The organism is Sphingomonas sp. (genome assembly GCF_042096255.1).
Lineage (GTDB): Bacteria > Pseudomonadota > Alphaproteobacteria > Sphingomonadales > Sphingomonadaceae > Sphingomonas.
Genome location: NZ_JBELLZ010000026.1, coordinates 1 through 22,728 on the forward strand (window position 1 = coordinate 1; position 22,728 = coordinate 22,728).

Consider the following 22,728-nt stretch of genomic DNA (forward strand, 5'->3'; position numbering starts at 1 on the left):
CGGGCGTGATTCAGCCGCTGGCCGATCTCGATACCGGTGGCGCTCTCCTTCTGGCCGACTGTGCGCAGACCGCCGGCAAGCTGTCGCTACCTTCCGCCGACCTGCTCGTCGTCTCCGCGCACAAGCTCGGCGGCCCGCCGGGGATCGGTGCGTTGCTGGTCCGTGACCTCGCGATGCTCACCCCCACCGGCGGACAGGAATATGGCTATCGTTCCGGCACCGAGAACCTGCCTGCCGCGCTCGGCTTCGCCGCCGCGCTGGAGTCCCCGCGTGACTGGCTCGCCGATGCCGCGCGTTGGCGCGTGATGCTTGACAGCGCGATCGAGGCGGAAGGCGGCGCGGTGATCGCCCGCGACGCGCCGCGGCTCGACACGATCGCCAGCTACCGGATGCCGGGCGTGCCGGCCGCGGCGCAGCTGATCCGCTTCGATCTCCAGGGGATCGCCGTCTCGGCCGGCAGCGCCTGTGCCAGCGGCAGCCTGAAGCCGAGCCGCACTTTGAAGGCGATCGGCCTGTCGGACGAGGCCGCGGGCGAGACGATCCGGGTCAGCCTCGGCTGGACCACCACGGAGGACGACATCACCCGCTTTCTCGCCGAATGGATCGCGATCGCTCGGGCGGCGCGGAGGCGGGTGGCGTGATCTACCTTGATTACCAGGCGACCACGCCGCTCGCCCCCGAGGCGTTCGAAGCGATGCTGCCGTGGCTCAAGGACCAGCACGCCAATCCGCATTCGCCGCATCGCGCCGGCCGTGCGGCCAAGGCGGCGGTGGAGGTCGCGCGGGCGGACGTCGCGCGGCTGCTGCCGCCGGGTGGGCGCGTCGTCTTCACCAGCGGCGCGACCGAGGCGCTCAACTGGGCGATCAAGGGTGTCGTCGGTGATGTCGCGACCATTGCCACGGAACACGCCGCAGTGCTGGATACCGCTTCGAGCCTGCCCTTCGGGCATGTTCAATCGATAGGAACCGACGGGGGAGGGCTGGTCGATCCGCGCATCGAATGGACTTTACCCGAAGCCGGGTTTGGTCTCGTCGCCGCCATGCTGGTCAACAACGAGATCGGCGTGATCCAACCGATCGCCGCTCTCGCCGCGCAGGCGCATGCCGCCGGCGCGCTGTTCCTGTGCGATGCGGTGCAGGGCTATGGTCGCGTGCCCATCCCTGACGGCTGCGATCTGATCGCGCTCTCTGCCCACAAGATCCATGGGCCCAAGGGGATCGGCGCATTGTGGATTCGTGATGGCGTCGAGCTTGCCCCGCTGCTCCACGGCGGAGACCAGGAAGGCGGGCGCTCGGGCACGCTCAGCCCCGCGCTGTGCGCCGGCCTCGGCGCCGCCGCCCGGCTGATGCGCGAGCGGGCAGGGGAGGATGTGGCGCATGTTGCGCGCCTGTGGGGCATCGCCCTCGACCGGCTGCAAGGCTGGACGATCAACGGCTCCACGGAGCATCGCTACCGCGGCAACCTCAACATCCGCCGCGACGGCCTCGACGTGAACCGCCTCATGAGCGACTGCCGGAACATCGCCTTTTCCGCCGGCTCCGCCTGCGCCAGCGGCTCGGGTCGCCCCAGCCATGTGTTGAAGGCGATCGGTCTGTCCGATGCGGAAGCGCGCAGCTCGATCCGACTCGGCTGGGGCCGCTACACCACCGAGGCGGAATTGATCGAAGCGATCGATACGATCGTCGCCGCCGCCGATGCGCAGCGGATCGCGGCATGAGGATCGTCTTCGTCGGTCGCGACGGCACCGCCGAGGCGGAGGGGCGGCCGGGCGAACGCCTGCTCGATACCGCCCAGCGCGCCGGTCAGCCGTTGGAGGGGACCTGCGGCGGCGACATGGCCTGCGCCACCTGCCACCTGATCCTCTCGCCCGAGGATTTCGCGCGCGTGCCGCCGGCTGCGGCTGAGGAGGAAGATCTGCTCGATCTCGTGCCCGGCACGGTTCGCACCAGCCGGCTGGCCTGCCAGATCGTGCTGACCGAGGCCCTTGACGGACTGACTGCGCGCGTTCCGTAACATTTGTTGTCCTCGGGAACTTGTTTCCGATCTCGTCCGTCGATGCTTCTGGCTCCTTGTAGCCAGGGTAGAGGAGTATGGGATCATGTTCAGGCTGATGATGGCCGGCGGGCTGGGCGTCCTCGCCGCCGCGGCGCTCACGCCCGAGCCTGCGGAAGCGCAGCGCGGCGGGTGGAACCGGGGTGGCGGCGGCGCGCGCGTAGCCGCTGCACGGGGCGGCTGGCGCGGTGGCGCCCGCGTGGCGCCGCGCGGCAACTTCGCACGCGGGCCGGGCTATGTCGGGCGTGGACCCGCCTATCGCGGTGCCTGGCGTGGACCGGGCTACGGCCGGCCCTTCTACGGCCGCCCTGTCTACGGCCGCCCTGTCTATGGGCGCCCCGGCTGGGGCTGGGGCCGTCCGGGCTGGGGCCGCGGCGCGGTGATCGCGGGAGTCGGCCTGGGTGTCGGCGCAGGCCTTGCCTGGGGCGGTGGCTGGGGCGGCGCCTATTGCGATCTCGTGCCCGGCCCGTACGGCTGGGTCGAGCAATGCTGGTGACCGACTAAGCGCTTGAACGCCCGGCCCCGCTCCGCCATATGCGCGGGCGGGAGCCGGGCGGGCGTGGTCGTCGCCAACCTGGTCAGGTCCTGACGGAAGCAGCCACAACGATTCCGCCACGGGTCGTTCCGGTTCCCACCTTCATCCGATTCGGACGCAGATATCGGGGTCGCGCATTGCACGCGGCGGCCGCACTGTGTTTGCGGTGCAACACAGGCGACTAAGTCACCTGTTTTGAAATGCGTTATGGAGATTTCCGACTTGACGCTCTCGTAGCAGTCCCGCATTTCGAGCCTGAGGTATGGGTCGCGAGGGCCCAATCGTCAGGAGAGAGAGATGATCAAGTCGGCCCTGCTGGTCACGTGCGCCGCCGCTGCACTCGCCGCCGCTCCCGCTTTCGCCCAGGATCAGGCTGAGATTCCGGCAACCCCGCCCGGGGCGGCGCCGACGACCACTCCGGGGGAAGATCCTGCGACTTCTCCGACTGTCGACGCCGCGGACGAGCCCACCGGTCTGTCGCAGGATATCGTCGTGACTGCCCAGGGCCGTGCCCAGGTGCTCGCGGACGTGCCGCTCGCCATTTCGGCGGTCAGCGCCGCCAGTCTGGAGCGCTCGGGCGCGTCGGACATCCGCCAGCTGTCCCAAGTCGCGCCCTCGCTGCTGGTGTCCTCGACCGGCAATGAATCGAACGGTTCCGCCCGCCTGCGCGGCATCGGCACCGTCGGCGACAACCCCGGCCTCGAAAGCTCGGTCGCGGTATTCGTCGATGGCGTCTACCGCTCGCGTTCGGGCATCGGTCTCAACGAGCTCGGCGATATCGAGCGGGTCGAGGTGCTGCGCGGCCCGCAGGGAACGCTGTTCGGGCGCAACGCCTCGGCCGGCATCATCTCGATCGTGTCCAAGGCGCCCAATCCGAACCGCTTGAGCGCGGGCGGCGAGGTGACCTACGGCAATTACGACTTCTGGCGCCTCGCCGGCAACATCAACGTTCCGCTCGGCGACACGCTGGCGGCGCGCGTCGACGGCGTCTGGGTGCAGCGCGATGGCTTCCTGGAAGACAAGACCAACGACACGCGGGTCAACGATCGCGACCGCTATTTTCTTCGCGGCCAGCTGCTCTTTGAGCCGACCGACGCCTTGTCGGTACGCCTGATCGGTGACTACACCCGTCGTGACGAAGCGTGCTGCGCCGCCGTCTATGCCAATCAGGAGCTTTCGGAATACAACCGCGGGCTGCTTACCGACACCAATCCGATCATCCCGGTGCTCAAGAGCTTCGGCCAGCCGAGCGAGGCGTTCAGCAATCCCTATTCGCGCAACATCTATGTCTCGCCGGGCCGCAGCTATGACGGGCGGACCGAGGATTGGGGCGTCTCTGGCCAGATCGACTATGACTTTGGCGGCGCCAAGCTGACGTCAATCACGGCGTATCGCAATTACTACAACTGGCAAGGCGGTGACGTCGACTACAGCTTCGTCGACCTGCTGTATCGCGCGCCCGGCGAAGACGCGGGACGGCGCGAGTTCGAGACCTTTACCCAGGAACTCCGACTGCAGGGCAGCGCCTTCAACGACAAGCTCGATTGGCTCGTCGGCGGCTTCTACGGCAACGAGACGCTGACCACGCGGGAGAACATCAAGTTCGGTTCGCAATATGGCGCCTATGCCGCCTGCCGCCTGCTGGCGACGATCAGCCCGGCAATCCCGCGCGATCCGAACGGCGCCGGCTGCCGCGCCGGGCCGGGCGGCGCGATCACCGATGCGGTGCTGGGCGGCATCCCGATCTTCACGCCGGCACAGCGTGCCACCTTCATCCAGGGTCTCAACCTGCTGAGCACGGTCGCCAATGTCGGCAACAACGGCACGCAGTTCCGCCAGAAGGAGGAGAATTGGGCGCTGTTCACGCACAATATCGTCCACCTCGCCGAGGGTCTCGATCTGACCTTGGGCCTGCGCTATACCAATGAGCGCAAGCGGCTGAACGCGACCTTCGCCAACACCAACATCATCTGCCCGCAGGCACAGGCGCTGATCCTTCCGGCACTGCAGGGCGTCACCGGCACGCCGCAGGCGCTGCTGGGTGGCGTTGTCGGCCTTGCCTGCCAGGGCAACTCGACCGCCGAACTCAACGGTCAGTCGCTGCGCAACAACCTGAAGGAGGACGAGTTCACCGGCACCGCCATCCTGTCCTACAAGGTGACGCCGGACTTGCTGATCTACGGCAGCTATGCGCGCGGCTACAAGGCCGGCGGGTTCAACCTTGACGCCTCGGCGCTCAAGGCGCCGACCCTGCCATTCGCGAGCGTCGGGGGACCGCAGGCGCTGGCGGGCAATCTGAAGTTCGATCCCGAGATCAACAACGCGTTCGAGATCGGCGCGAAATATTCTACGGGTCCGTTCAGCCTGAATGTCGCCGCGTTCCGCCAGGCATTTGACAACTTCCAGCTCAACACGTTCAACGGCACCGTCTTCCTCGTGCAGAATGTCAACAGCTGCGACAGCGACCTGAACGGCGCCGACAACGACCTCTCCGCCGCAACCGGCGCGTGCGACAAGGATGACGTGCAGGCGGGCGTGATCTCGCAGGGCGTGGAAGTCGAGGCGACGATCAATCCGACCCGTGACCTGACCGTCAGCGCCGGCTTCACCTATGCCAAGACCAAGTTCCGCGAGAACCTGGTGGGCACCGCCAACGGCGCCCCGCTCGATCCGGCGCTTCGCCTGCTGCCCGATCAATATCTGTCCAACGCGCCGGCGACGGTGGTCACCAATGCGGTGACCTGGACGCCCGAGATCGGCAACAGCGGCTATTCCGCGCTGGTCTATGTCGATGGACGTCTGACCAGCGATTATAACACCGGTTCGGACAAGTTCCTTCAGAAGCAGCAGGACGGCTTCTTCCTGGTCAACGCGCGCCTGGGCATCCGCGCGCCCGAGCAGCGCTTCTCGATCGAGCTCTGGGCGCAGAACCTGCTGGACAAGAACTACACGCAGGTGGCGTTCAACTCGCCCTACCAGGCGACCACCAGCGGCCCGGCGACCGGCGCGCTGGCCACCGCCTTCCCGGCGACGCTCTATCCGGACGGCACCCAGATCTTCTCGGCCTTCATTGCCGAGCCGCGCACCTACGGGATCACGCTGCGGGGCAAGTTCTGATGCTTCTTCGACCCCGGCGCGTACCGCCGGGGTCCTTTTCGTCGGGCGGAGCAGGATTGTGACCGAAACCGCCGACGAACGCGCGCTGCGCCGGCGCGGCCTGACCCTCGCGCTGCTGACGCTGACCTATTTCTTCAGCTTCATGGATCGCCAGATCCTCGCCATCCTGCTGGAGGCGATCAAGGCGGACCTCAAGCTCTCCGACACGCAGCTCGGCCTGCTGTCTGGCCTGGTGTTCGCGATCTTCTACGCGACATTGGGAATCCCGATCGCCCGGCTCGCCGACCGGTCGAGCCGGCGCAACATCGTTGCGGTCAGCCTGGCGGTGTGGAGCGTGATGACCGCCGCCTGCGGGCTGGCGCAGAACTTCACGCAACTGATGCTCGCCCGAATCGGCGTCGGCGTCGGCGAGGCGGGGTCGGGACCCCCAAGCCATGCGATCATCGCCGACCTCTACCCGCCGGAAAAGCGCGCCAGCGCGATGGCGATCTATTCCCTGGGCGTGCTGCTCGGCGGCGGTTTGGGGCTGATGATCGGGGGCAATGTCGCCGCGACCTATGGCTGGCGCGCAGCGATGTTCGTGGTCGGCCTGCCCGGCGTCGCGCTGGCGATCATCGTGCGGCTGCTGGTGGTGGAGCCGCGCCGCGGGCTTTCCGATGCGCGGCCGACCGGCACCGACACGCCGGCGCCGTCCCTGCGCCAGGGCATCACCTCGATCTGGGCGAGCGCGCCCGCCTTCCACCTCATCGCCGCGATCACTATCACCTCGCTGGTCGGCTATGCGGTCACCGGCTGGGGGCCCAGCTACATGCAGCGTTCGCTCGGCCTGTCGATGCGCGACGTGGCAAACTATGTCGCGCTGCCCGCGGCGGTCATCGGCTCGGCCTCCGCGCTGATCGGCGGCGCGCTCGCAGACCGGGCGGCGAAGCGGCACGGCGTCTGGGCGCAGAGTTGGGTGGTGACCATCATGAAGCTGGTCGCGTTGCCGTTCGCGATCGGCTTCTACTTCGTCGATGACTGGCGTGCGGCGCTGGCCTGCTACTTCGTCGCGGCGATCTTCGCCGGCGCCTACCTGGGGCCGACGTTCGCAATGATCCAGCATCTCGCGCCCGTTCGCCTGCGCGCCACCTGGGCGGCGCTGTCGCTGCTGACCATCAACCTGATCGGCCTCGGCCTGGGACCGTTCCTGGTCGGGCAGCTCAGTGACTGGCTGAAGCCGACGATGGGGGCGGAGTCGCTGCGCTATGCCATGCTGACGGTGGCGCTGCTGACGCCCTGGGCAATCGTTCATTACTGGCGTGCCGGGGTACTGATGCGTCGGTCGGAAATGGATTGACTTTGTCCTGATTCCAGGGGCTTGATCGTTCCCGGGGAAAAACGGGGGGAACGGATGCCGGTTCACGCCGAGGGCGGGCTCGTGAGCTATTGGGCGCCCGATCCAACGCTGGCGCGTTACGTCACCGGCTATCACCGCTATCGTGTCGCCCTGCCGCCCGGACACGTGCTGGAGGACGTGTTCTTCCCGTCCTGGGCAGTGATGCGCTTCGCCGTGGAGGACCCACAGCCATGGTCGCTAAGGCGCGGCTCTCGGGTGTTCGATCCTGTACCCTCGGCCATGTTGGAAGGACCGTCCAGCTACGCCGGCTATTGCCGGGCAGCGCGTGGCGCCGTGATCGGCATCGGCATCCTACCGGAAGGCTGGGCGCGGCTCTTTCGCGTGCCAGCCTATACGATTGCCAATCGCGTGGTGCCGCTCGCCGCACTGCTGGACGATGCCGCGTCGCTGCACCGGCGGCTCGAGGGCGGCGATGAACCCGCGCGCGTGCTCGACGATTGGTTCCTGTCCACGTTTGCCGGGGCGCCCCCGACCGACCCGCTCGTTGGTGCGCTCTATGCGCTCATCGATGATCCGGCCGTGACGCGGGTCGAGGACATGATCGACCGGCTCGGGATCCCCCACCGGGTCCTGGCGACGCTGAGCAAGGATCATTTCGGCTTCACGCCGAAGGTGCTGCTGCGCCGGGGCCGATTTCTCCGCGCGCTGAGCGCGGGGCTGGCGCAGGGTGGGAACTGGGACGGGGTGATCGGCCGTGCAGGCTATTTCGACCGGTCGCACTTCCTGCGCGACAGCAACCTCTTTCTCGGCTGCTCGATCCGTGAGTTCCAGGCGCGCCAGGGACCGCTCAATGCCCTTGCCATGAAGGTGCGGGCGGAGGTGCTGGGCACGGCGGTCTAGCCGCCGTCTTCCCCTCCCGCTTGCCGGCGATGCTCTAGCGGCGGCAGGCTTTTCACGTACACGTCGCGTTGGGCGAAGGGTATGGAGATGCTGGCATCCTTGAGCAGCCACCACAGGCGGTTGAGCACGTCGGATTTGACGTTGCCGACACCGCTCTCGGGGTCGCTGATCCAGGCGAGGATCTCGTGCTCGACGCCGTCGTTGCCGTAGTTTGTCAGCCACACGTTGGGCTTGGGTGACTTCAGCACGCGCGGGCTCTCGGTGGCGGCTTGGAGCATCAATTGCTGGGCGAGGCGCAGATCGCAATCATAGGCGACGCTCACAGGGATCCGGACGCGGACGTTGCGGTCCGAGTACGACCAATTCTCCACCTCCTGCGTCATCAGATTCTCGTTGGGGATCAGATGCTCCTTGCCGTCGCGCGTGATCACGCTCACCGCGCGCACGCCGATCTTGTTGACCCAGCCGAAGCTGTCGCCGACCACGATCACGTCTCCCGGTTTGATCGAGCGGTCCATCAGCAGGATGATTCCGGCGATCAGGTTGCCGACCGTCTTCTGGAGGCCGAAGCCGACCGCCAGCCCCAGCGCACCCGAGAAGACCGCGAAGGCGGTGAGATCGATGCCGAGCAGGTCGATCGAGAAGAAGAAGGCGGCCACCACGATCGCGATGCCGGCGATCTTCTGGCCGAGCAGCTTCTGGGTCGGGTCGAGCGCCTTCGAGCGCGCTATCGAGTGGCTGACCACACGATTGGCGAGCCGCACGAGCGCCATCACCGCGACGATGGTGACCAGCGCGGTGATCGCGGCGAGCAGCGACAGGCGTCGCCTGCCGATATCCACGCCAACGCCGTCCAGCGTCTGGGTGATCGGCGTGAGCCCGCCGACGGCGCGGCTGAACAGCGCGACGAACAGGATCGCGGCAACCACCCAACTCGCCCAGCGCGGGATGCCGAGGCCGCGCAGCACCTGATGTGCGAACAGCGCGGCGGCTGCGCCAAGGGCGAGGCCGATCGGCATGCCGGCCCAAGCGCTCCAGCCATGCGCGTTGACCGTGATGCCGAGCAGCAGCGCGGCGGTGCCGTGGCGGACGATCAGCGGCAGCCTGGTCCACAGCCCCTCGCCGTGGTGCGCGACATGCGCCTTCCAGAGCTGCGCGAGGCTGGGCCCGAGCCGTCGACCGGCAAGCACGCCCAAAGTGAGCGCGATGAGGACCAGTCCGCCCGCGATCGCGGCCTCGATCGCGTCGGCGCGGGTGGGGAGCGACAGGCCATTGCTGGCGAGCCAGGTGTGAAGGTTCGTCATCCGCGCGCCGCCGCGAAGCGGTCGAGCCCGGCGGCGAGATCGTCCATCAGATCGTCCGTGTCCTCCAGCCCGATCTGGAGGCGGACGAGCGGGCCGGCGAAGTCGGGCGTGGTGGCAGTGCGATGGCGTGCGGGATCAATCGGGAGCGCGAGGCTCTCGAACCCGCCCCAGCTGTACCCGATGCCGAAGTACCGCAGCCCGTCGATCAGCGCCGCGCGCGCGGCCTCGTCGCCACCGGCGAGCGCGAAGGAGAACAGGCCCGACGATCCGGCGAAGTCGCGCGCAAAGGCCTGATGGCCGGGGCAGGAGGGCAAGGCAGGATGGAGCACGCGCGCCACCTCCGGCCGCGTTTCCAGCCAGCGCGCGATTCTGAGCGCGCTTTCCTCATGCTGGCGAAGCCGCACCGCCATTGTCCGGAGGCCGCGGCTGCCCAGCCAGGCGTCGTCAGGGCTGGCGACTTGCCCGAGCTGGAAACTGGTCTCGCGCAGGCGCCGGAAGTGGCCGGGCGCGGCGGTGACACTGCCCAGCATCACGTCCGAATGGCCGACGACGTATTTGGTGCAGGCGAGGATCGAGAGGTCCACGCCGTGGGTGACGGCGGGGAACAGCAGGGGCGTCGCCCAGGTGTTGTCGAGCAAAGTGACGATCCCGCGTGCCTTGGCCACCGCGCAGATCGCGGGCACGTCCTGCACCTCGAAGGTCAGGCTGCCGGGACTTTCCATCAGCACCGCGCGGGTCTTCTCGGTGAACAGTTCGGCAATGCCGGCGCCGATCAAAGGATCATAGAAACGGGTGGTGATGCCGAAGCGCTTGAGCAGGCCGTTGGCGATGCCGCGAGTGGGATCATAGGCGCTGTCGACGCAGAGCAGCTCGTCGCCAGGCAACAGCGCGCTGAGCAGCGCTGCGGCGATCGCGGCGACGCCGGAAGGATAAAGGAAGGTCGCCTCGGCGCCGGGCTCCAGCTCGGTCAGCGCCTCGGCGAGGCTCCACTGCGTCGGCGCGCCGCGGCGGCCATAGAACAGGCGGTGGTGCGTATCGCGCCCACCCGCCGCGCGCAGGTCGGCGACGCTGTTGTAGAGGTGGGTGGAGGCGCGCCAGACCGGCGGGTTGACCACACCTTGGGTCCACTCGGGGCGGCGGCCGGCGGAGACGACCTTGGTGGCGGGCTTGTCGCTCATGCCCGGCCGGTCGCCTTCAGGGTGGCGGGATCAGCGCCCCATTCGGCCCAGCTGCCGTCATAGACCGACGCATCCCGGCCGATCAGGTGGAGCGCGAAGGCGATCGCCGAGGCGGTGACGCCCGACCCGCAGGTGGCGATCACCGGCCGATCGGGATCAACTCCGTGCGCGCCGAAGACCGCACGCAACTCGTCGTCGCATTTCCAGGTGCCGTCCGCATTGAACAGCTGCGCATAATGGAGGTTGATCGCCCCGGGCATGTGGCCGGGAACTACGCCGGGCCGCGGTTCCGCCTCTTCGCCGGCGAAGCGCGAGGGGGAGCGGGCGTCCACCACCTGCACGCTCCTGCTCTCCAGCGCTTCGCGGGTGCCGGCGAGATCGATGATGCCGCAGTTGCGTTCGCGCGGCGTCAGGTGGCGCGGCTTCGGTGATGCAAGACCGCTGTCGAGTGGCCGGCCCTCGGCGCACCATTTCGCCAGCCCTCCATCAAGGATCGCCACATCGATCCCGAAGCTGCGGAACATCGCCCAGCCGCGCGCGGCGGTGTGATGCGGCGAGTTGTCATAGAGGACGATCCGGTTGCCGTCGCCGACCCCGAGCCGCGACAGACGAGAGGCGAACTTCTCAGGGCTTGGCAGCATCATCGGCGCGGGATTCGTGGTGTCGACCAGTTCGGCGAGATCGAGGAACACCGCGCCCGGAATGTGCGCGGCACCGAACTCCGCGCGCGCATCTCGCCGCTCCCCCGGTAGGAACCAGGTGCAGTCGATCAGCCGCAGGTCCGGCGCGGTCAGTTCGGCAGCGAGCCAGTGCGTGTCGACGAGGCTTTCCAAGGCGGGCTCCATTGCGATGCGCGGACCTACCACGATCGGCGCAAGGTGAAAGCATGGAGCTTCTCCCGTGATCTGGCGCCGGCAGGGCTCGGCGCCTATCTCGCCGCCATGACCCTGCATCTTGGCAAGACCAGCCCGCTTCCAACCTCTCCGGAAGACGCGGTTCTCGACTATGTTCCCAATCCCCGCCCCGGCCGCACGTATCTGGTCCGCTTTGCCGCGCCCGAGTTCACGTCGCTGTGCCCTGTGACCGGCCAGCCCGATTTCGCGCATCTGGTGATCGACTATGTCCCCGGCGACACCATCGTTGAATCGAAGTCGCTCAAGCTGTTCCTGGGCAGTTTCCGCAACCATGCCGCCTTTCACGAGGATTGCACCGTCGGCATTGGCGAACGGCTCGTCGCGGAGATAAACCCCGTATGGCTGCGGATCGGCGGATACTGGTATCCGCGCGGCGGCATTCCCATCGACGTTTTCTGGCAGTCTGCCGCACCGCCTTCCACGCTCTGGCTGCCGGATCAAGGGGTTAGCGGCTATCGCGGCCGCGGTTGATCCAGGTTAGCAGAGCGCTGCACTGCAACACGAATGCAACCTAAACCTCGGGGCGGCGTTCTTCCTCAAAGCAGCGGTGATGCCGCCGCCACTCCAGAGCGAAGGTAGGGATGACCGGAGATCGCATCGCAGCCGGCATGGGCGCGCCCGTGAGCCACATCGCCCTGATCGGCAACTTTCTGCCGCGCAAATGCGGCATCGCAACCTATACGACCGATACGTTTGCGGCCCTTCGGTCGCGCTTCCCGGAACTGCGGGTCGACGTCTATGCGATGGACGATCATCCGGGGCGCTACGCCTATCCGCCCGAGGTGACCGCGGCAATCGCACAGGACGAGCGCGCCGCGTACATCGAGGCGGCGCGGAAGATTGAGACCAGCGGGGCGGAGGCGATCTGGCTTCAGCACGAATATGGCATCTATGGCGGCTCTGCCGGCGAGCACATCCTCGCTCTGCTTGACCGCACCTCGCTGCCGCTGATCGTGACGCTGCATACGGTGCTGGAGCAGCCGAGCACCGAGGAACGGCGCGTGATGGAGGCGCTGCTGCGCCGGGCCTCGCGCGTGATCGTGATGGCGGAGCGCGGGCGCGAGATCCTGACGCGGGTGCATGGCGCCAATCCGCGCGCGATCGTCATGATCCCGCACGGAGTGCCCGATCGCGCGCTGGCCGATCCGTCGCTGTTCAAGGCACGCTTCGGCTGGGAGGGGCGCAAGGTCGTGCTGACCTTCGGCCTGCTGGCGCCGAACAAGGGGATCGAGACGATGATCGAGGCGATGCCCGCCATCGTCGCGCATCATCCCGACGCCATCTATGTCGTGCTCGGTGCCACCCATCCGAACCTGGTGGCCCAGCACGGCGAGCGGTATCGCGACCGCCTGAAGGCGCTCGCCGGTTCGCTCAACGTCGCGGACAACGTCGCCTTCATCGACGCCTTCGTCGACCACGACGACCTGATCGACTATCTGCAGGCGGCCGACATCTATGCGACGCCGTACAACAATCCGGCTCAGATCACGAGCGGGACGCTGAGCTACGCAGTAGGGGTCGGCAAGCCCGTCGTCTCAACTCCGTACGTCCATGCCACCGAGATCCTGGACGACGGCCATGGCGTGCTCGTCGATTTCGGCGACAGCGCCGCCTTCGCGCGCGAGATCGACCGGCTGCTCTCCGACGATGCGGCGCGCGGCAGTCTTGCCCAGCGTGCCTTCGCGCGCGGCCGTACGATGATCTGGCCGCGCCTGGCCGAGTCCGCCCTCCAGGAGATCGGCGAGATGGTGGCCGCCCGCCCTAGCCGGATTCCGCCCAAGGCGGTGCCCACCGACATTTTGGCGCCCGACTTGGCAGCGGTGGAGCGGATGAGCGATTCGACCGGCATGCTCCAGCATTCGGTGTTCTCGATCCCGGATCGACGCCACGGTTATTGCATCGACGACAATGCCCGCGCGCTGATTCTGATGAGCCAGATCGAGGATGTGGAGCCGGTCCGGCGTGACCGGTGGATGACCATCTATGCGTCCTTCATTCAATATGCCTGGAATCCGGAGGCGCGGCGTTTCCGTAACTTCATGAACTACGACCGCACGTGGTGCGAGGACGTGGGGTCGGAGGACTCGAACGGCCGCACCCTATGGGCGCTGGGCGTCACCGCGCGCGACGCGCAGGAGCGCAAGCATCGCGAATGGGCGATCGCGCTGTTCGACACCACGGCCAGCCTGGCCTTCGACCTCGGCAGCCCGCGCGCGCAGGCCTTTGCGATGCTGGGCGCCGCCGCGGTGCTGGAGGCGCATCCGGGTCACGTCCTGGCGAAACAGATCCTGCGACGGTTCCCGGACGAGCATCTCGCGTTGCTCGACGAGGCGCGCCGGCCGGAATGGGAATGGTTCGAAATCGTCCTAGCCTATGACAATGCCCGCCTGCCCGAGGCGCTGTTGCGCGCTGGCAAGGCGCTGGGCCGCGAGGACCTGGTCCGCTGCGGTGTCCAGACGCTCGATTGGATCGCGCGCAAGCAGATCTCCGCGGAGGGCAAGTTCCGCGCGGTGGGCTCCGAGAGCTTCGGCCGGGTCTATGCCGAGCCGCTCCCCTTCGACCAGCAGCCGCTGGAGGCGCAGGGGATGGTGGAGGCGTGCCGGGCGGCGTTCGACGCGACCGGAGATCGGCGCTGGGTGGCGGAAGGCGAGCGCGCCTATCACTGGTTCCTGGGCGCCAACGATCTCGACCTGCCGCTCGCCAGCGTCGCCGATGGAGGTTGCTTCGACGGGCTGATGCCGACCGGGCTCAACCGGAATCAGGGCGCCGAGTCGATCCTCGCGCTGCAACTGGCCACGTGCGCGATTTCGGGGCTTTCAAAGGCAGCGGAAAAAGTGTCAGGGCGCGCGGACGCCGCGGCCTGAAAAACCGCGGCGCAGCGGACTAGCTACCCGAGGGGCGCCTTGAAGCTTTTCAATCACTATCTTCGGCTGCACGCCGATCCGTCGCGTGTCGTGGTGCGGCCGTTCCATCTCGGCTGGCAGGCCAATGGCGGCGCACAGAGCCGCTCGCAGCGGCTGATCGGCGCCGTGTTGGAGATGAGCGAGAGCGAGGCTGCGGCGCAGCTGGAGGCGGTGCTCAAGGACTTCGAGCAGCGCCACTGGCAGACCCGGCGCGTGTTCATGAGCCGCTATGACGAGATCGCGGCGGCGCACGGGCTGCATGACGATGCGATCGGCGACACCAAGCGCCAGCTGATCGGCGCCTATTTCTGCCACGAATACAGCTATGCCGCCGCCGCGCTGATGAACCCCAGCGCGGTGCCGCACCACGATCAGTCGGGCATGCCGAAGGGATCGGTGCGGATGATCATGTCGCTGCGCGCGGTGGGGGAGGGGCACATCTCGTCCGTCGCGTTCCGCGAGGGGATCATCACCACCGAAAGCCAGCTCAAGCTCGCGCCCGAGGCCCCCTTCGCCACCGCCACCGACACGATCGGCACCAGCGAGGACGAGCCGCCACACGGGCCGGTGACAGTCTATCGCCATCGTGATTCGACGCTGTCCGGCACGGTGATCTTCCCGATCACCGAGGCACAGTCGAAGGGCTTGGAGGACCTGCGCCTCGTGCAGTTCACGCACGACGACGGCGCCGTCGAGTGGCTGGGCACCTATACCGCGTTCAATGGCGCGACCATCCAGTCGGAGCTGATGCGCACGCGCGACTTCCGCGCCTTCGATCTGGTGCCGATGACCGGCAGCGCGTCGCGCAACAAGGGCATCGCGCTGTTCCCGCGCAAGGTGGGCGGGCGCTATCTCTCGATCGGCCGGCAGGATGGCGAGAACCTGTACCTGCTTTCCACCGACGACCTGACCCATTGGGACGACGGCCAGCTCATCCTCAAGCCCGAGAGCCCCTGGGAATATGTGCAGATCGGCAACTGCGGGCCGCCGATCGAGGTGGACGAGGGCTGGCTGCTGCTGACCCATGGCGTCGGGGCGATGCGCAAATATTCGATCGGCGCCGCGCTGCTCGACAAGAACGATCCGTCCAAGGTGATCGGCCGTACGCGCGAGCCGATCCTGGCGGCGGCGGACCAGGACCGCGAAGGCTATGTGCCCAACGTCGTCTATACCTGCGGCGCGATGCGGATCGGCGGCAAATTGTTCATGCCTTATGGCATCGCCGACAGCTCGGTGGGCTTCGCCTTCGTGGAGATCGCGGACCTGCTCGCGGCGATGTGAGCGGTGTTTGTCGTCATCCCCGCTTTCGCGGGGATGACGGTTGAGGTCAGTGTGCCGCCGCCCGCTGCGCCGCGCGGTAGAGCCACACCGTCAGCCCGCCGAACACCGCGAGGCCCGCGAACAGCGCCGGAGTGGCGAACCCCGGCCCCACCAGCGCCAGCGGCGCATCGCTGCCCGTGCCCGCCACCACGCCGGCAAACAGCACCCCGAAAAGGCTCTCGCCGACGATCATCCCGGTGGCGAGCAGCACGCCCATGCGCCGCGCACCCTCGGCATCGCGCGTCCGGTCCGCCCAGCGGTCGTAGACCGTGCCGAGGACCGCGCCGAGCACCACCGGCAGGATTACCGCCATCGGCAGGTAGATGCCGATGCCCACAGCCAGCGGCGGCAGGCGCAGGCGTCGCGCCGCGCCGAGTCCCTCGTCCAGTGCGACGAAGATCACACCCGCCAACGCGCCCCAGCCCAGCATCGGCCAGTTGAGATCGCCGCCCAGCACGCCAGTGGCCAGCGCGGAGATCAGCCCGGCCTGCGGCGCCGCCAGCGCCTCCGGCCCGGCGCCCGGCGCGCCGGCGAAGCCGAAGGCGGTGTTGAGCACGCTGAGCACCGGCGGCACCACCAGCGAGCCGAACACAACGCCGATCACCAGCGCGACTTGCTGCTTCCATGGCGTCGCGCCGACGATCTGGCCGGTCTTCAGGTCCTGGAGATTGTCGTTGGAGATCGTGGCGATGCCGAAGACCAGGCCGGTGACGATCAGCGCGAAGGCGATCATCGCCTGCGTCGTCCCCGCGGGTGCGCCGCGGCCGAACAGCGCGACCAGCATCAGCGACGCGGCAAGGATCGAGAGGATGCCGATCGCGGAGACGGGCGAGTTGGACGCGCCGATCAGCCCGGCCATGTATCCGCACACCGCCGCGATCAGCAGGCCGACCACCACGACGAAGACCAAGGCCGCGACCACCAGCAGCGCCGCGGAGCCGGACAGCGGGCCGGATGCGACCACGCTCCACAGCAGCCACGCGATCGGCACCAGGGTCGCGAGTGCCACCCCGGCGACGATGCCGATCGGCAGGTCGCGCTCGCCCAGCGCCATCACCTCGCCCGCGCCGCGCGCCCGCGATGCCGCCAGCGCGCCACGCACGCCGCCGATCACCGGCCGAGCGATCTTGATCAGCGTCCACACCGCGGCGACGCCGATCACGCCCGCGCCGAAAAAGCGTACCTCGTCGCGGAACACGGTGGTCGCCCAGGCTTCGACCTCGCCCGACATCGGCGCGGCGCCGGTGAGGATCGGCAGCAGGATCCACCAGCCGACCACGAGGCCGAGCAGCTGCGCCATGCCCACCGACAGGCCGACGAGGTGGCCAACGCCGAACAGCGCGAACGAAAGCCCGCCCGAGATGCCGGTCGCCCCCGCGCCAACGCGGAACCAGGTGGCCGCCTCCGCCGCGACCAAGCGCAACTGCGTGAGTAAAGCGAAGCCTGCGGAGGCGAGGCTGCCGAGCACCAGCAGCCTTAGGCCGCGTGCGCTCTCCTCCGCGCCCTCGCGACCAGCGGAGCCGACGATCAGCACCTCGGCAGCGGCGCGTCCCTCGGGATAGGGCAGGTCCGTATCGACCACGAGCGCGCGGCGCAGCGGCACCGAGAACATCACCCCTAGGATGCCACCCGTGCCGGTGATCGCCGCGGTGGTCCAGAACGGGAAGTCCTGCCACCAGCCGATCATCACTAGGCCCGGCAGCACGAAGATGATCGCCGCCAGCGTGCCCGCGGCGCTCGCGATCGTCTGGACGATGTTGTTTTCTAGGATCGAGCTGCCCGGCAGCAGCCGCAGGATCGCCATGGAGATCACCGCGGCGGGGATTGAGGTGGCGAAGGTAAGGCCCACCTTGAGGCCGAGATAGACGTTGGCGGCGGTGAACAGCAGGGTGATCGCGCCGCCGAGCAGGATGCCGCGGATCGTCAGTTCGGCCGGATGAGGCATGGTCATAGGCGCGGTCTGCCAGAGGCGCAGGGTTGGCGCCAGATGGCGGATTGCGCCGGATGTTGGCGTGGTATTCGTCGCCTCGTCGCCTGCCGGTCGCTAAGTCATTGATCGTTAAGGCGTGCTGGAGTTGGCACGGAAGGTGCGGAGCGTGGTGCAATCCCGCTTTCAGGAGCCCAGACGATGACCGCCCACACCGACGCCCATACCGACGCTCCCAAGGACAACCTGTTCGGCGTGTGCAATGCGCTGGGCGAGGACTTCGGCTTCAATCCCCTTTGGCTGCGGATCGGGCTGGCGGTCGCCTTCCTGTTCGCGCCGGTGGGTGTCGCGCTCGGCTATTTCGCCGTCGGTGGCGCCGTCCTCGCCGCACGCTGGATGTTCCCCGATCCGAACCGCAAGCCGCGCGAAGCGCCGCGGCCCTGGCTGCTGACGCCGGAAGCGGCACCCGCGTCGGCGCAGTCCGAGGAGATCGAATACGCTAAGGCGGCGTAACGGCCTCGACAAACCCGCCCGCCATGATCATTCGCCAGCCGATACGGGCTGAAGGATCGGACATGACGGCGTTGCGGGTGGCATTGGCGGGGCTGGGCACGGTGGGCGGCGGGGTGATCCGCGTGCTTGATGCGAATCGCGAGCTGATCGCCCGCCGTGCAGGCCGTCCGATCGAGATCGTTGCCGTCTCCGCGCGCGACCGCAGCAAGGATCGCGGCGTCGATCTGAGCCGCTTCGCTTGGGAAGACGACACGCAGGCGCTCGCCCGCTCGGAGGCGGATGTGGTGATCGAACTGGTCGGCGGCGCCGATGGCCCCGCGCTGGCGCTGGCCCGCGCGACGCTCGCCGCCGGCAAGGGATTGGTCACCGCCAACAAGGCGATGCTGGCGCACCACGGCCTCGAGCTCGCCGATGCCGCCGAACGCGCGGGCGCGGCGCTCAAGTTCGAGGCGGCGGTCGCTGGCGGCATCCCGGTGATCAAGGGGCTGCGCGAGGGCGCCGCCGCCAACGAGATCGCGCGGGTCTATGGCATCCTCAACGGCACCTGCAACTTCATCCTCAGCAAGATGGAAGCGGAAGGCCGCGACTTCGCCGAGGTGCTCGCCGAGGCGCAGACGCTGGGCTATGCCGAGGCGGACCCGAGCTTCGACATCGATGGCGTCGATGCCGCGCACAAGCTGTCGATCCTCGCCAGCCTCGCTTTCGGCACGCGCCCGGCATTCGGGGCGGTGGCGATCAGCGGTATCCGCGCGGTGCTGGCCGCCGACGTCGCCGAGGCACGGGCGCTGGGATATCGCATCCGCCTGCTCGGCGTCGCCGAGGCGGGCGCGGATGGGCTGTTCCAGCGCGTCCATGCGCATCTCGTGCCCGAGAACCATCCGCTCGCCCATGTCACCGGCGCGACCAATGCGGTGGTGGCAGAGGGCAATTTCGTCGGCCGGCTGCTGTTCCAGGGTGCCGGGGCGGGGGAGGGGCCGACCGCCAGTGCGGTGGTCGCGGACCTCATTGATATCGCACGCGGCGAGTTCGGCCCGCCCTATGCCATGCCCAGCCACGCGCTGGCCGCGATGGAGGCGGCCGATGGCGGCAAGCGGCGCGGCCGGGCATACCTGCGCTTCACCGTCGCGGATCGCGTCGGCGTGCTTGCCGAGATCGCCGCGGCGATGCGCGACGCCGGTGTCTCGATCGAAGGCCTGATCCAGCGCGGCGCCAACCCGGACGGCAGCGTGCTGGTCGCGATCGTGACGCATGAGGTCGCGGAGTCCAGCGTCGCCGCGGCGCTGGAGCGGCTGCGCGGGTCGCAGAGCCTGATCGGCCAGCCGATGTGGATGCACATTCTCGGCTGAGCGCAGCCTATTTGCCCACTACGAAAAACACCGCGGTGGCTACCGCACAGGCAAATGCACCGGCATGGCGCTTTCGAACTGCCGTTACCGCCACCGACATGGTGCAGTTCGACAGGACGAGCAGCACGTTTGTAGGTATGCAGGGCGCTTATCCCCCCGCCTCCGTTCGTGTCGAGTGAAGTCGAGACGCCTGATTAGCGCATCTCGACGGCACTCAAAGCGAACGGGTTATATCCCAAGGTCCTGAGCTATCAGGGGCGCAGGGCCGCATCGTCCTCGTCGTCGAGATCGTCGTCGGCATCGCCGTCTTCGAAATCCTCCTGAGCGTCGTCCTCGTCCATGTCATTCTCTTCGAGGTCTTCGTCGTCGAGATCGTCCCCCGACGTCTCCACCCCGACCTCGCCGTCTTGCATGGCAAGCTCGTCCTCATCGTCGAGGTCCTCCTCATCCAGACCGAGGTCAGGATCTAGATCGACGAGCACGGTGCCGTCGCTCGGACCATTGCGGGTTGCTTCCAGGATCTCGGCGCGCTGGCTCTCGTCGTAGCCGTCCTCGTCATAGCCGTCGTCGCCCGACCCGTGGCTTTCCACCTGATGACCGCCCATCGTCCTGTCTCCCGCTAACTGGTCTGGCGCGAACGGCGGAAGCGGCGGGCGGGTTCCTCGCTCAGCGGCGGAACAGGCGCCCACGCTCGGTGACCAGCACCGCCAGCAGCGCTGCGAGGCCGCAAGCGAGGAACCCGACCGAGAGCGGCGCGGTCGATCCGTCGAACGCCTGCCCGATCACCGCGCCGATGGTGACGCCGACGGCGACGCTGAGAAAGCCCTGCACACTCGATGCGGTGCCGGCGATATGCCCCATGTTCTCCATCGCCATGGCGGAGAAATTGGAGGTCGCCAGTCCGAAACAGGCCATGGTGATCGCCTGGAGCACCACGAACACCAGCAGCGTTTCCCATCCGGCCGCCGCGATCGTGAGGTGCACGGCGCTGGTCGCCACGAGCCCTAGCATGGCGGCGTGGCTGATCAGCCGCATGCCGAGCCGCATCACCAGCCTGGCGTTGGAGAGATTGGCGAGCGCCATCAGCACGGAGGTGGCCGCAAAGATCGCGGCAAGAAGATCGGGGCGGCGGAAGACGTCGGCGGTGATCTGCTGGATCGAGTTGAGATACCCGTAGAGTGCGCCCAGCAGCACGCCCGAGGCGAGCGAATAGCCGAGGGAATAGCGGTCCTGGACGGTCAGCCGCCAGCCGTTCATGATCGACCGCAGCGACAAAGGGGTGCGATCCTCCGGGTGGAGCGTCTCGGGCAGTCTGGCGGCGAACCAGGTAAGGACCAGCAGCGTCACCGCGGCGATCGTCCAGAAGATCGCGCGCCAGTCGCCGAACAGCAGCACCGCGGATCCGAAGGCGGGGGCAAGGATCGGCACGATCATGAACACCATGAAGGTGATCGACATCACCCGCGCCATCGCACGACCGGAAAAACAGTCGCGCACGATCGCGATCACGACCGTGCGGCACGCCGCGACCATCGCACCGCCGAAGATGCGGGCAGCCAGCAGCAGGGTGAAGCTGCCGGAAACGGCCGCAAGCGCGTTCGCGATCGCATACAGCGACAGCGTCCAAATCAGCATGCGGCGGCGACCGAAGCGATCGGCCAGAGGCCCATGGGCGAGCTGCGCTACGCCGAAACCGGCAACGAAGGCGGTGACCACGAACTGACGAGCGTTGGGAGACGCGACGTCCAGTGATTCGCCGATCGCGGGAAGGGCAGGCAGCATCGAATCGATCCCGAGCGCCGTCAGCGACATCAGCGCAGCGGTCAATGCGACGAACTCGGCGAAGCCGATCGGTGCCTGGTTCTGCCGGGTGGTGTCGGGGTCCTCGCGAGCCATAAGCGTCTAGGTAGGCGCTCGTGCTGCATTGCAACAGCAACAATCGCGCATGGCCCGGTCCCGTGGAGGGCTGGCAAGCGGTGGCAACCGCTCGACGGGAACGATCGTCATCGGCTAGGCGATTGCGCCTTATGGCAGACACGCAGATCCCGACCCTGAGCCTGAACGACCAGGGTCATGACGCCGAAGGGTTCGCCAGGGCATTCGGAGCCTCGTTCGAGCGGTTCGGTTTCGCCGTGGTCGCCGACCACGGCATTCCGCAACCGCTGATCGATCGCGCCTGGGCGATGACGGAGGCGTTGTTCGCACTTCCCGATTTGGAGAAGCGGCGCTTCCACGTGCCCGGCGGCGGCGGTGCGCGCGGCTACACGCCCTTTAAGACCGAGATCGCCAAGGGGGCGAGCGCGGTGGACCTGAAGGAATTCTGGCACGTCGGTCGCGAGCTGCCGACAGGGCACCGTTTCGCGGATGCGATGCCGGCAAACGTCTGGCCCGATCGGCCGGAGGGATTTCGCGAGACGTTCGTGGAGCTGTTCGCCGCATTCGACCGCGCCGGAGACCGGCTGTTGTCCGCGATCGCGCGCTATCTGGGTCTGTCACCCGATTGGTTCGACCCGGCAGTGCGCGACGGCAACTCGGTGCTGCGGCTGCTGCACTATCCGCCGATCGCCGCGGACGCTGAAGGGGAGCGTGCCGGCGCACACGAGGACATCAACCTCATCACCCTGCTGCTCGGCGCAGAAGAGGCGGGGCTGGAACTGCTCGACCGTGACGGCCGCTGGCTGCCGATCCGCCCGCCCGAGGGCGCGATGGTGGTGAACGTGGGCGACATGCTCCAGCGGCTGACCAATCACGTCCTGCCGTCCACCACGCACCGCGTCGTCAATCCACCGGCGGAGCGGCGTGGCGCGTCACGCTATTCGATGCCGTTCTTCCTGCATCCTGCGCCCGACTTTCTGATCCGCACGCTGCCGGGCTGCGTCTCGGCGGCACACCCGGACCGCTATCCCGATCCGATCACAGCGCACGATTATCTGCACGAGCGGCTGGTCGAGATCGGGCTGATCAAGGCCTGAGCGATTCGCTTCACACGGTTGGCCGCACGCGGTTGCGCCACTCGAACCAGCCGCCGCCAGAGCCTTTCGGGTAGGCTGGGCGGGCAACATTGGCAGCGTGCGCATGCGGGGCCACCGTCGCGGCGGTCACCGGCGCAGCGCGGGCAAGCCGGGCATTCTCCTGCTCCAACTCGCGAACGCGGGCGTTGAGCTCGGCGATACGCGCATCCTGGTCGCGGCGGTAGACCGCGTGCGCCTCGCGCTCGTCGGCGTAGCGCTGCTTCCAGCGGCGGCCGCCGGGATGGCTTGCCAGCCCGAACAGCCAGCCCGCCACCAGCGCCACCGCCAGAGCCACCCATTGTGTGGTCGTCGTGAACAGCATCCCTGCCTCCTGTTACGGAGGCATAACGATGCGCTCGCTTCGCCGTTCCT

The 22,728-nt window shown here is 67.9% G+C and carries 20 protein-coding genes and 1 other RNA gene; 14 read left to right on the forward strand and 7 right to left on the reverse strand.

What is annotated here, in order from left to right; genetic code table 11:
- The 8 genes from ACFDTH_RS07100 to ACFDTH_RS07135 form a co-directional block, all read left to right on the forward strand.
- On the forward strand, positions 1 to 641 hold a 641-nt coding region (locus ACFDTH_RS07100), incomplete at its 5' end, for an aminotransferase class V-fold PLP-dependent enzyme (RefSeq protein ID WP_375286831.1).
- A complete protein-coding gene (locus ACFDTH_RS07105) occupies positions 638 to 1,717 on the forward strand; it encodes a cysteine desulfurase family protein (protein WP_375286862.1) in 1,080 nt (359 codons plus the stop codon). The genes ACFDTH_RS07100 and ACFDTH_RS07105, both read left to right, overlap by 4 nt.
- Positions 1,714 to 2,013, forward strand: coding sequence for a 2Fe-2S iron-sulfur cluster-binding protein (locus ACFDTH_RS07110; protein ID WP_375286832.1), 300 nt, complete (start codon positions 1,714 to 1,716; stop codon positions 2,011 to 2,013). Before ACFDTH_RS07105 ends, ACFDTH_RS07110 begins: the two co-directional genes overlap by 4 nt.
- Positions 2,014 to 2,098: 85 nt before the next feature.
- Complete coding sequence (locus ACFDTH_RS07115; RefSeq protein WP_375286833.1) at positions 2,099 to 2,548, forward strand: hypothetical protein; 450 nt, start codon at positions 2,099 to 2,101, stop codon at positions 2,546 to 2,548.
- A 45-nt stretch (positions 2,549 to 2,593) separates the two neighbouring features.
- Positions 2,594 to 2,691, forward strand: an RNA gene (gene ffs / locus ACFDTH_RS07120) — signal recognition particle sRNA small type.
- A 193-nt stretch (positions 2,692 to 2,884) separates the two neighbouring features.
- Positions 2,885 to 5,704, forward strand: a complete 2,820-nt coding sequence (locus tag ACFDTH_RS07125) for a TonB-dependent receptor (RefSeq protein WP_375286834.1) — start codon at positions 2,885 to 2,887, stop codon at positions 5,702 to 5,704.
- 58 nt (positions 5,705 to 5,762) lie between these two features.
- Positions 5,763 to 7,040 (forward strand): spinster family MFS transporter, encoded by a 1,278-nt coding sequence (locus ACFDTH_RS07130; protein WP_375286835.1) that lies wholly within the window; start codon positions 5,763 to 5,765, stop codon positions 7,038 to 7,040.
- 54 nt (positions 7,041 to 7,094) lie between these two features.
- Positions 7,095 to 7,940 (forward strand): helix-turn-helix domain-containing protein, encoded by an 846-nt coding sequence (locus ACFDTH_RS07135; RefSeq protein WP_375286836.1) that lies wholly within the window; start codon positions 7,095 to 7,097, stop codon positions 7,938 to 7,940.
- On the opposite strand, the gene ACFDTH_RS07140 is transcribed toward ACFDTH_RS07135, so the two are convergent.
- The 3 genes from ACFDTH_RS07140 to ACFDTH_RS07150 are packed head-to-tail and all read right to left on the reverse strand — an operon-like array spanning position 7,937 to position 11,255.
- Positions 7,937 to 9,244: a mechanosensitive ion channel family protein gene (locus tag ACFDTH_RS07140; protein ID WP_375286837.1), complete on the reverse strand. Its 1,308-nt coding sequence runs from the start codon at positions 9,242 to 9,244 to the stop codon at positions 7,937 to 7,939. The genes ACFDTH_RS07135 and ACFDTH_RS07140 overlap by 4 nt on opposite strands.
- Positions 9,241 to 10,422: a cystathionine beta-lyase gene (metC, locus tag ACFDTH_RS07145; RefSeq protein WP_375286838.1), complete on the reverse strand. Its 1,182-nt coding sequence runs from the start codon at positions 10,420 to 10,422 to the stop codon at positions 9,241 to 9,243. The genes ACFDTH_RS07140 and metC overlap by 4 nt, the downstream gene beginning before the upstream one ends.
- Positions 10,419 to 11,255, reverse strand: coding sequence for a sulfurtransferase (locus ACFDTH_RS07150; RefSeq protein ID WP_375286839.1), 837 nt, complete (start codon positions 11,253 to 11,255; stop codon positions 10,419 to 10,421). The genes metC and ACFDTH_RS07150 overlap by 4 nt, the downstream gene beginning before the upstream one ends.
- A 108-nt stretch (positions 11,256 to 11,363) precedes the next feature.
- On the opposite strand from ACFDTH_RS07150, the gene queF reads away from it, so the two are divergent.
- The 3 genes from queF (at position 11,364) to ACFDTH_RS07165 (ending at position 15,520) form a co-directional block, all read left to right on the forward strand.
- A complete protein-coding gene (gene queF / locus ACFDTH_RS07155; RefSeq protein ID WP_375286863.1) occupies positions 11,364 to 11,807 on the forward strand; it encodes a preQ(1) synthase in 444 nt (147 codons plus the stop codon).
- A gap of 137 nt (positions 11,808 to 11,944) precedes the next feature.
- The gene (locus tag ACFDTH_RS07160; RefSeq protein WP_375286864.1) at positions 11,945 to 14,200 is read left to right on the forward strand and encodes a glycosyltransferase; all 2,256 of its coding nucleotides are present in this window, start codon (positions 11,945 to 11,947) and stop codon (positions 14,198 to 14,200) included.
- Between the two features lie 39 nt (positions 14,201 to 14,239).
- Entirely contained in the window at positions 14,240 to 15,520 is a 1,281-nt protein-coding gene (locus tag ACFDTH_RS07165) for a glycoside hydrolase family 130 protein (RefSeq protein WP_375286840.1), read from the forward strand.
- 46 nt (positions 15,521 to 15,566) lie between these two features.
- On the opposite strand, the gene ACFDTH_RS07170 is transcribed toward ACFDTH_RS07165, so the two are convergent.
- Positions 15,567 to 17,510, reverse strand: a complete 1,944-nt coding sequence (locus ACFDTH_RS07170) for an OPT family oligopeptide transporter (protein ID WP_375286841.1) — start codon at positions 17,508 to 17,510, stop codon at positions 15,567 to 15,569.
- Positions 17,511 to 17,687: 177 nt separating this feature from the next.
- On the opposite strand from ACFDTH_RS07170, the gene ACFDTH_RS07175 reads away from it, so the two are divergent.
- Both ACFDTH_RS07175 and ACFDTH_RS07180 read left to right on the forward strand, forming a co-directional pair.
- The gene (locus ACFDTH_RS07175) at positions 17,688 to 17,999 is read left to right on the forward strand and encodes a PspC domain-containing protein (protein WP_375286842.1); all 312 of its coding nucleotides are present in this window, start codon (positions 17,688 to 17,690) and stop codon (positions 17,997 to 17,999) included.
- Between the two features lie 62 nt (positions 18,000 to 18,061).
- Positions 18,062 to 19,345, forward strand: a complete 1,284-nt coding sequence (locus tag ACFDTH_RS07180) for a homoserine dehydrogenase (protein WP_375286843.1) — start codon at positions 18,062 to 18,064, stop codon at positions 19,343 to 19,345.
- A 251-nt stretch (positions 19,346 to 19,596) separates the two neighbouring features.
- Here the strand turns inward: ACFDTH_RS07180 and ACFDTH_RS07185 are convergent, their stop codons facing one another.
- Complete coding sequence (locus tag ACFDTH_RS07185; RefSeq protein WP_375286844.1) at positions 19,597 to 19,950, reverse strand: DNA primase; 354 nt, start codon at positions 19,948 to 19,950, stop codon at positions 19,597 to 19,599.
- Between the two features lie 61 nt (positions 19,951 to 20,011).
- On the reverse strand, positions 20,012 to 21,241 hold the full coding sequence (locus tag ACFDTH_RS07190; protein ID WP_375286845.1) for a multidrug effflux MFS transporter: 1,230 nt from the start codon (positions 21,239 to 21,241) through the stop codon (positions 20,012 to 20,014).
- Between the two features lie 131 nt (positions 21,242 to 21,372).
- Here ACFDTH_RS07190 and ACFDTH_RS07195 point away from each other — a divergent pair, with 131 nt between their 5' ends.
- The gene (locus ACFDTH_RS07195) at positions 21,373 to 22,317 is read left to right on the forward strand and encodes an isopenicillin N synthase family dioxygenase (protein WP_375286846.1); all 945 of its coding nucleotides are present in this window, start codon (positions 21,373 to 21,375) and stop codon (positions 22,315 to 22,317) included.
- 10 nt (positions 22,318 to 22,327) lie between these two features.
- On the opposite strand, the gene ACFDTH_RS07200 is transcribed toward ACFDTH_RS07195, so the two are convergent.
- Positions 22,328 to 22,678, reverse strand: a complete 351-nt coding sequence (locus tag ACFDTH_RS07200; RefSeq protein WP_375286847.1) for a hypothetical protein — start codon at positions 22,676 to 22,678, stop codon at positions 22,328 to 22,330.
- Positions 22,679 to 22,728 lie beyond the last annotated feature (50 nt).

Bases quoted from the DNA above. Each gene is read 5' to 3' on its own strand.
- ACFDTH_RS07110 (WP_375286832.1), top strand. From the start codon at position 1,714: ATGAGGATCGTCTTCGTCGGTCGCGACGGCACCGCCGAGGCGGAGGGG.
- ACFDTH_RS07115 (WP_375286833.1), top strand. From the start codon at position 2,099: ATGTTCAGGCTGATGATGGCCGGCGGGCTGGGCGTCCTCGCCGCCGCG.
- ACFDTH_RS07125 (WP_375286834.1), top strand. From the start codon at position 2,885: ATGATCAAGTCGGCCCTGCTGGTCACGTGCGCCGCCGCTGCACTCGCC.
- ACFDTH_RS07135 (WP_375286836.1), top strand. From the start codon at position 7,095: ATGCCGGTTCACGCCGAGGGCGGGCTCGTGAGCTATTGGGCGCCCGAT.
- ACFDTH_RS07140 (WP_375286837.1), bottom strand. From the start codon at position 9,244: ATGACGAACCTTCACACCTGGCTCGCCAGCAATGGCCTGTCGCTCCCC.
- metC (WP_375286838.1), bottom strand. From the start codon at position 10,422: ATGAGCGACAAGCCCGCCACCAAGGTCGTCTCCGCCGGCCGCCGCCCC.
- queF (WP_375286863.1), top strand. From the start codon at position 11,364: ATGACCCTGCATCTTGGCAAGACCAGCCCGCTTCCAACCTCTCCGGAA.
- ACFDTH_RS07160 (WP_375286864.1), top strand. From the start codon at position 11,945: ATGGGCGCGCCCGTGAGCCACATCGCCCTGATCGGCAACTTTCTGCCG.
- ACFDTH_RS07170 (WP_375286841.1), bottom strand. From the start codon at position 17,510: ATGACCATGCCTCATCCGGCCGAACTGACGATCCGCGGCATCCTGCTC.
- ACFDTH_RS07175 (WP_375286842.1), top strand. From the start codon at position 17,688: ATGACCGCCCACACCGACGCCCATACCGACGCTCCCAAGGACAACCTG.
- ACFDTH_RS07180 (WP_375286843.1), top strand. From the start codon at position 18,062: ATGACGGCGTTGCGGGTGGCATTGGCGGGGCTGGGCACGGTGGGCGGC.
- ACFDTH_RS07185 (WP_375286844.1), bottom strand. From the start codon at position 19,950: ATGGGCGGTCATCAGGTGGAAAGCCACGGGTCGGGCGACGACGGCTAT.
- ACFDTH_RS07190 (WP_375286845.1), bottom strand. From the start codon at position 21,241: ATGGCTCGCGAGGACCCCGACACCACCCGGCAGAACCAGGCACCGATC.
- ACFDTH_RS07195 (WP_375286846.1), top strand. From the start codon at position 21,373: ATGGCAGACACGCAGATCCCGACCCTGAGCCTGAACGACCAGGGTCAT.
- ACFDTH_RS07200 (WP_375286847.1), bottom strand. From the start codon at position 22,678: ATGCTGTTCACGACGACCACACAATGGGTGGCTCTGGCGGTGGCGCTG.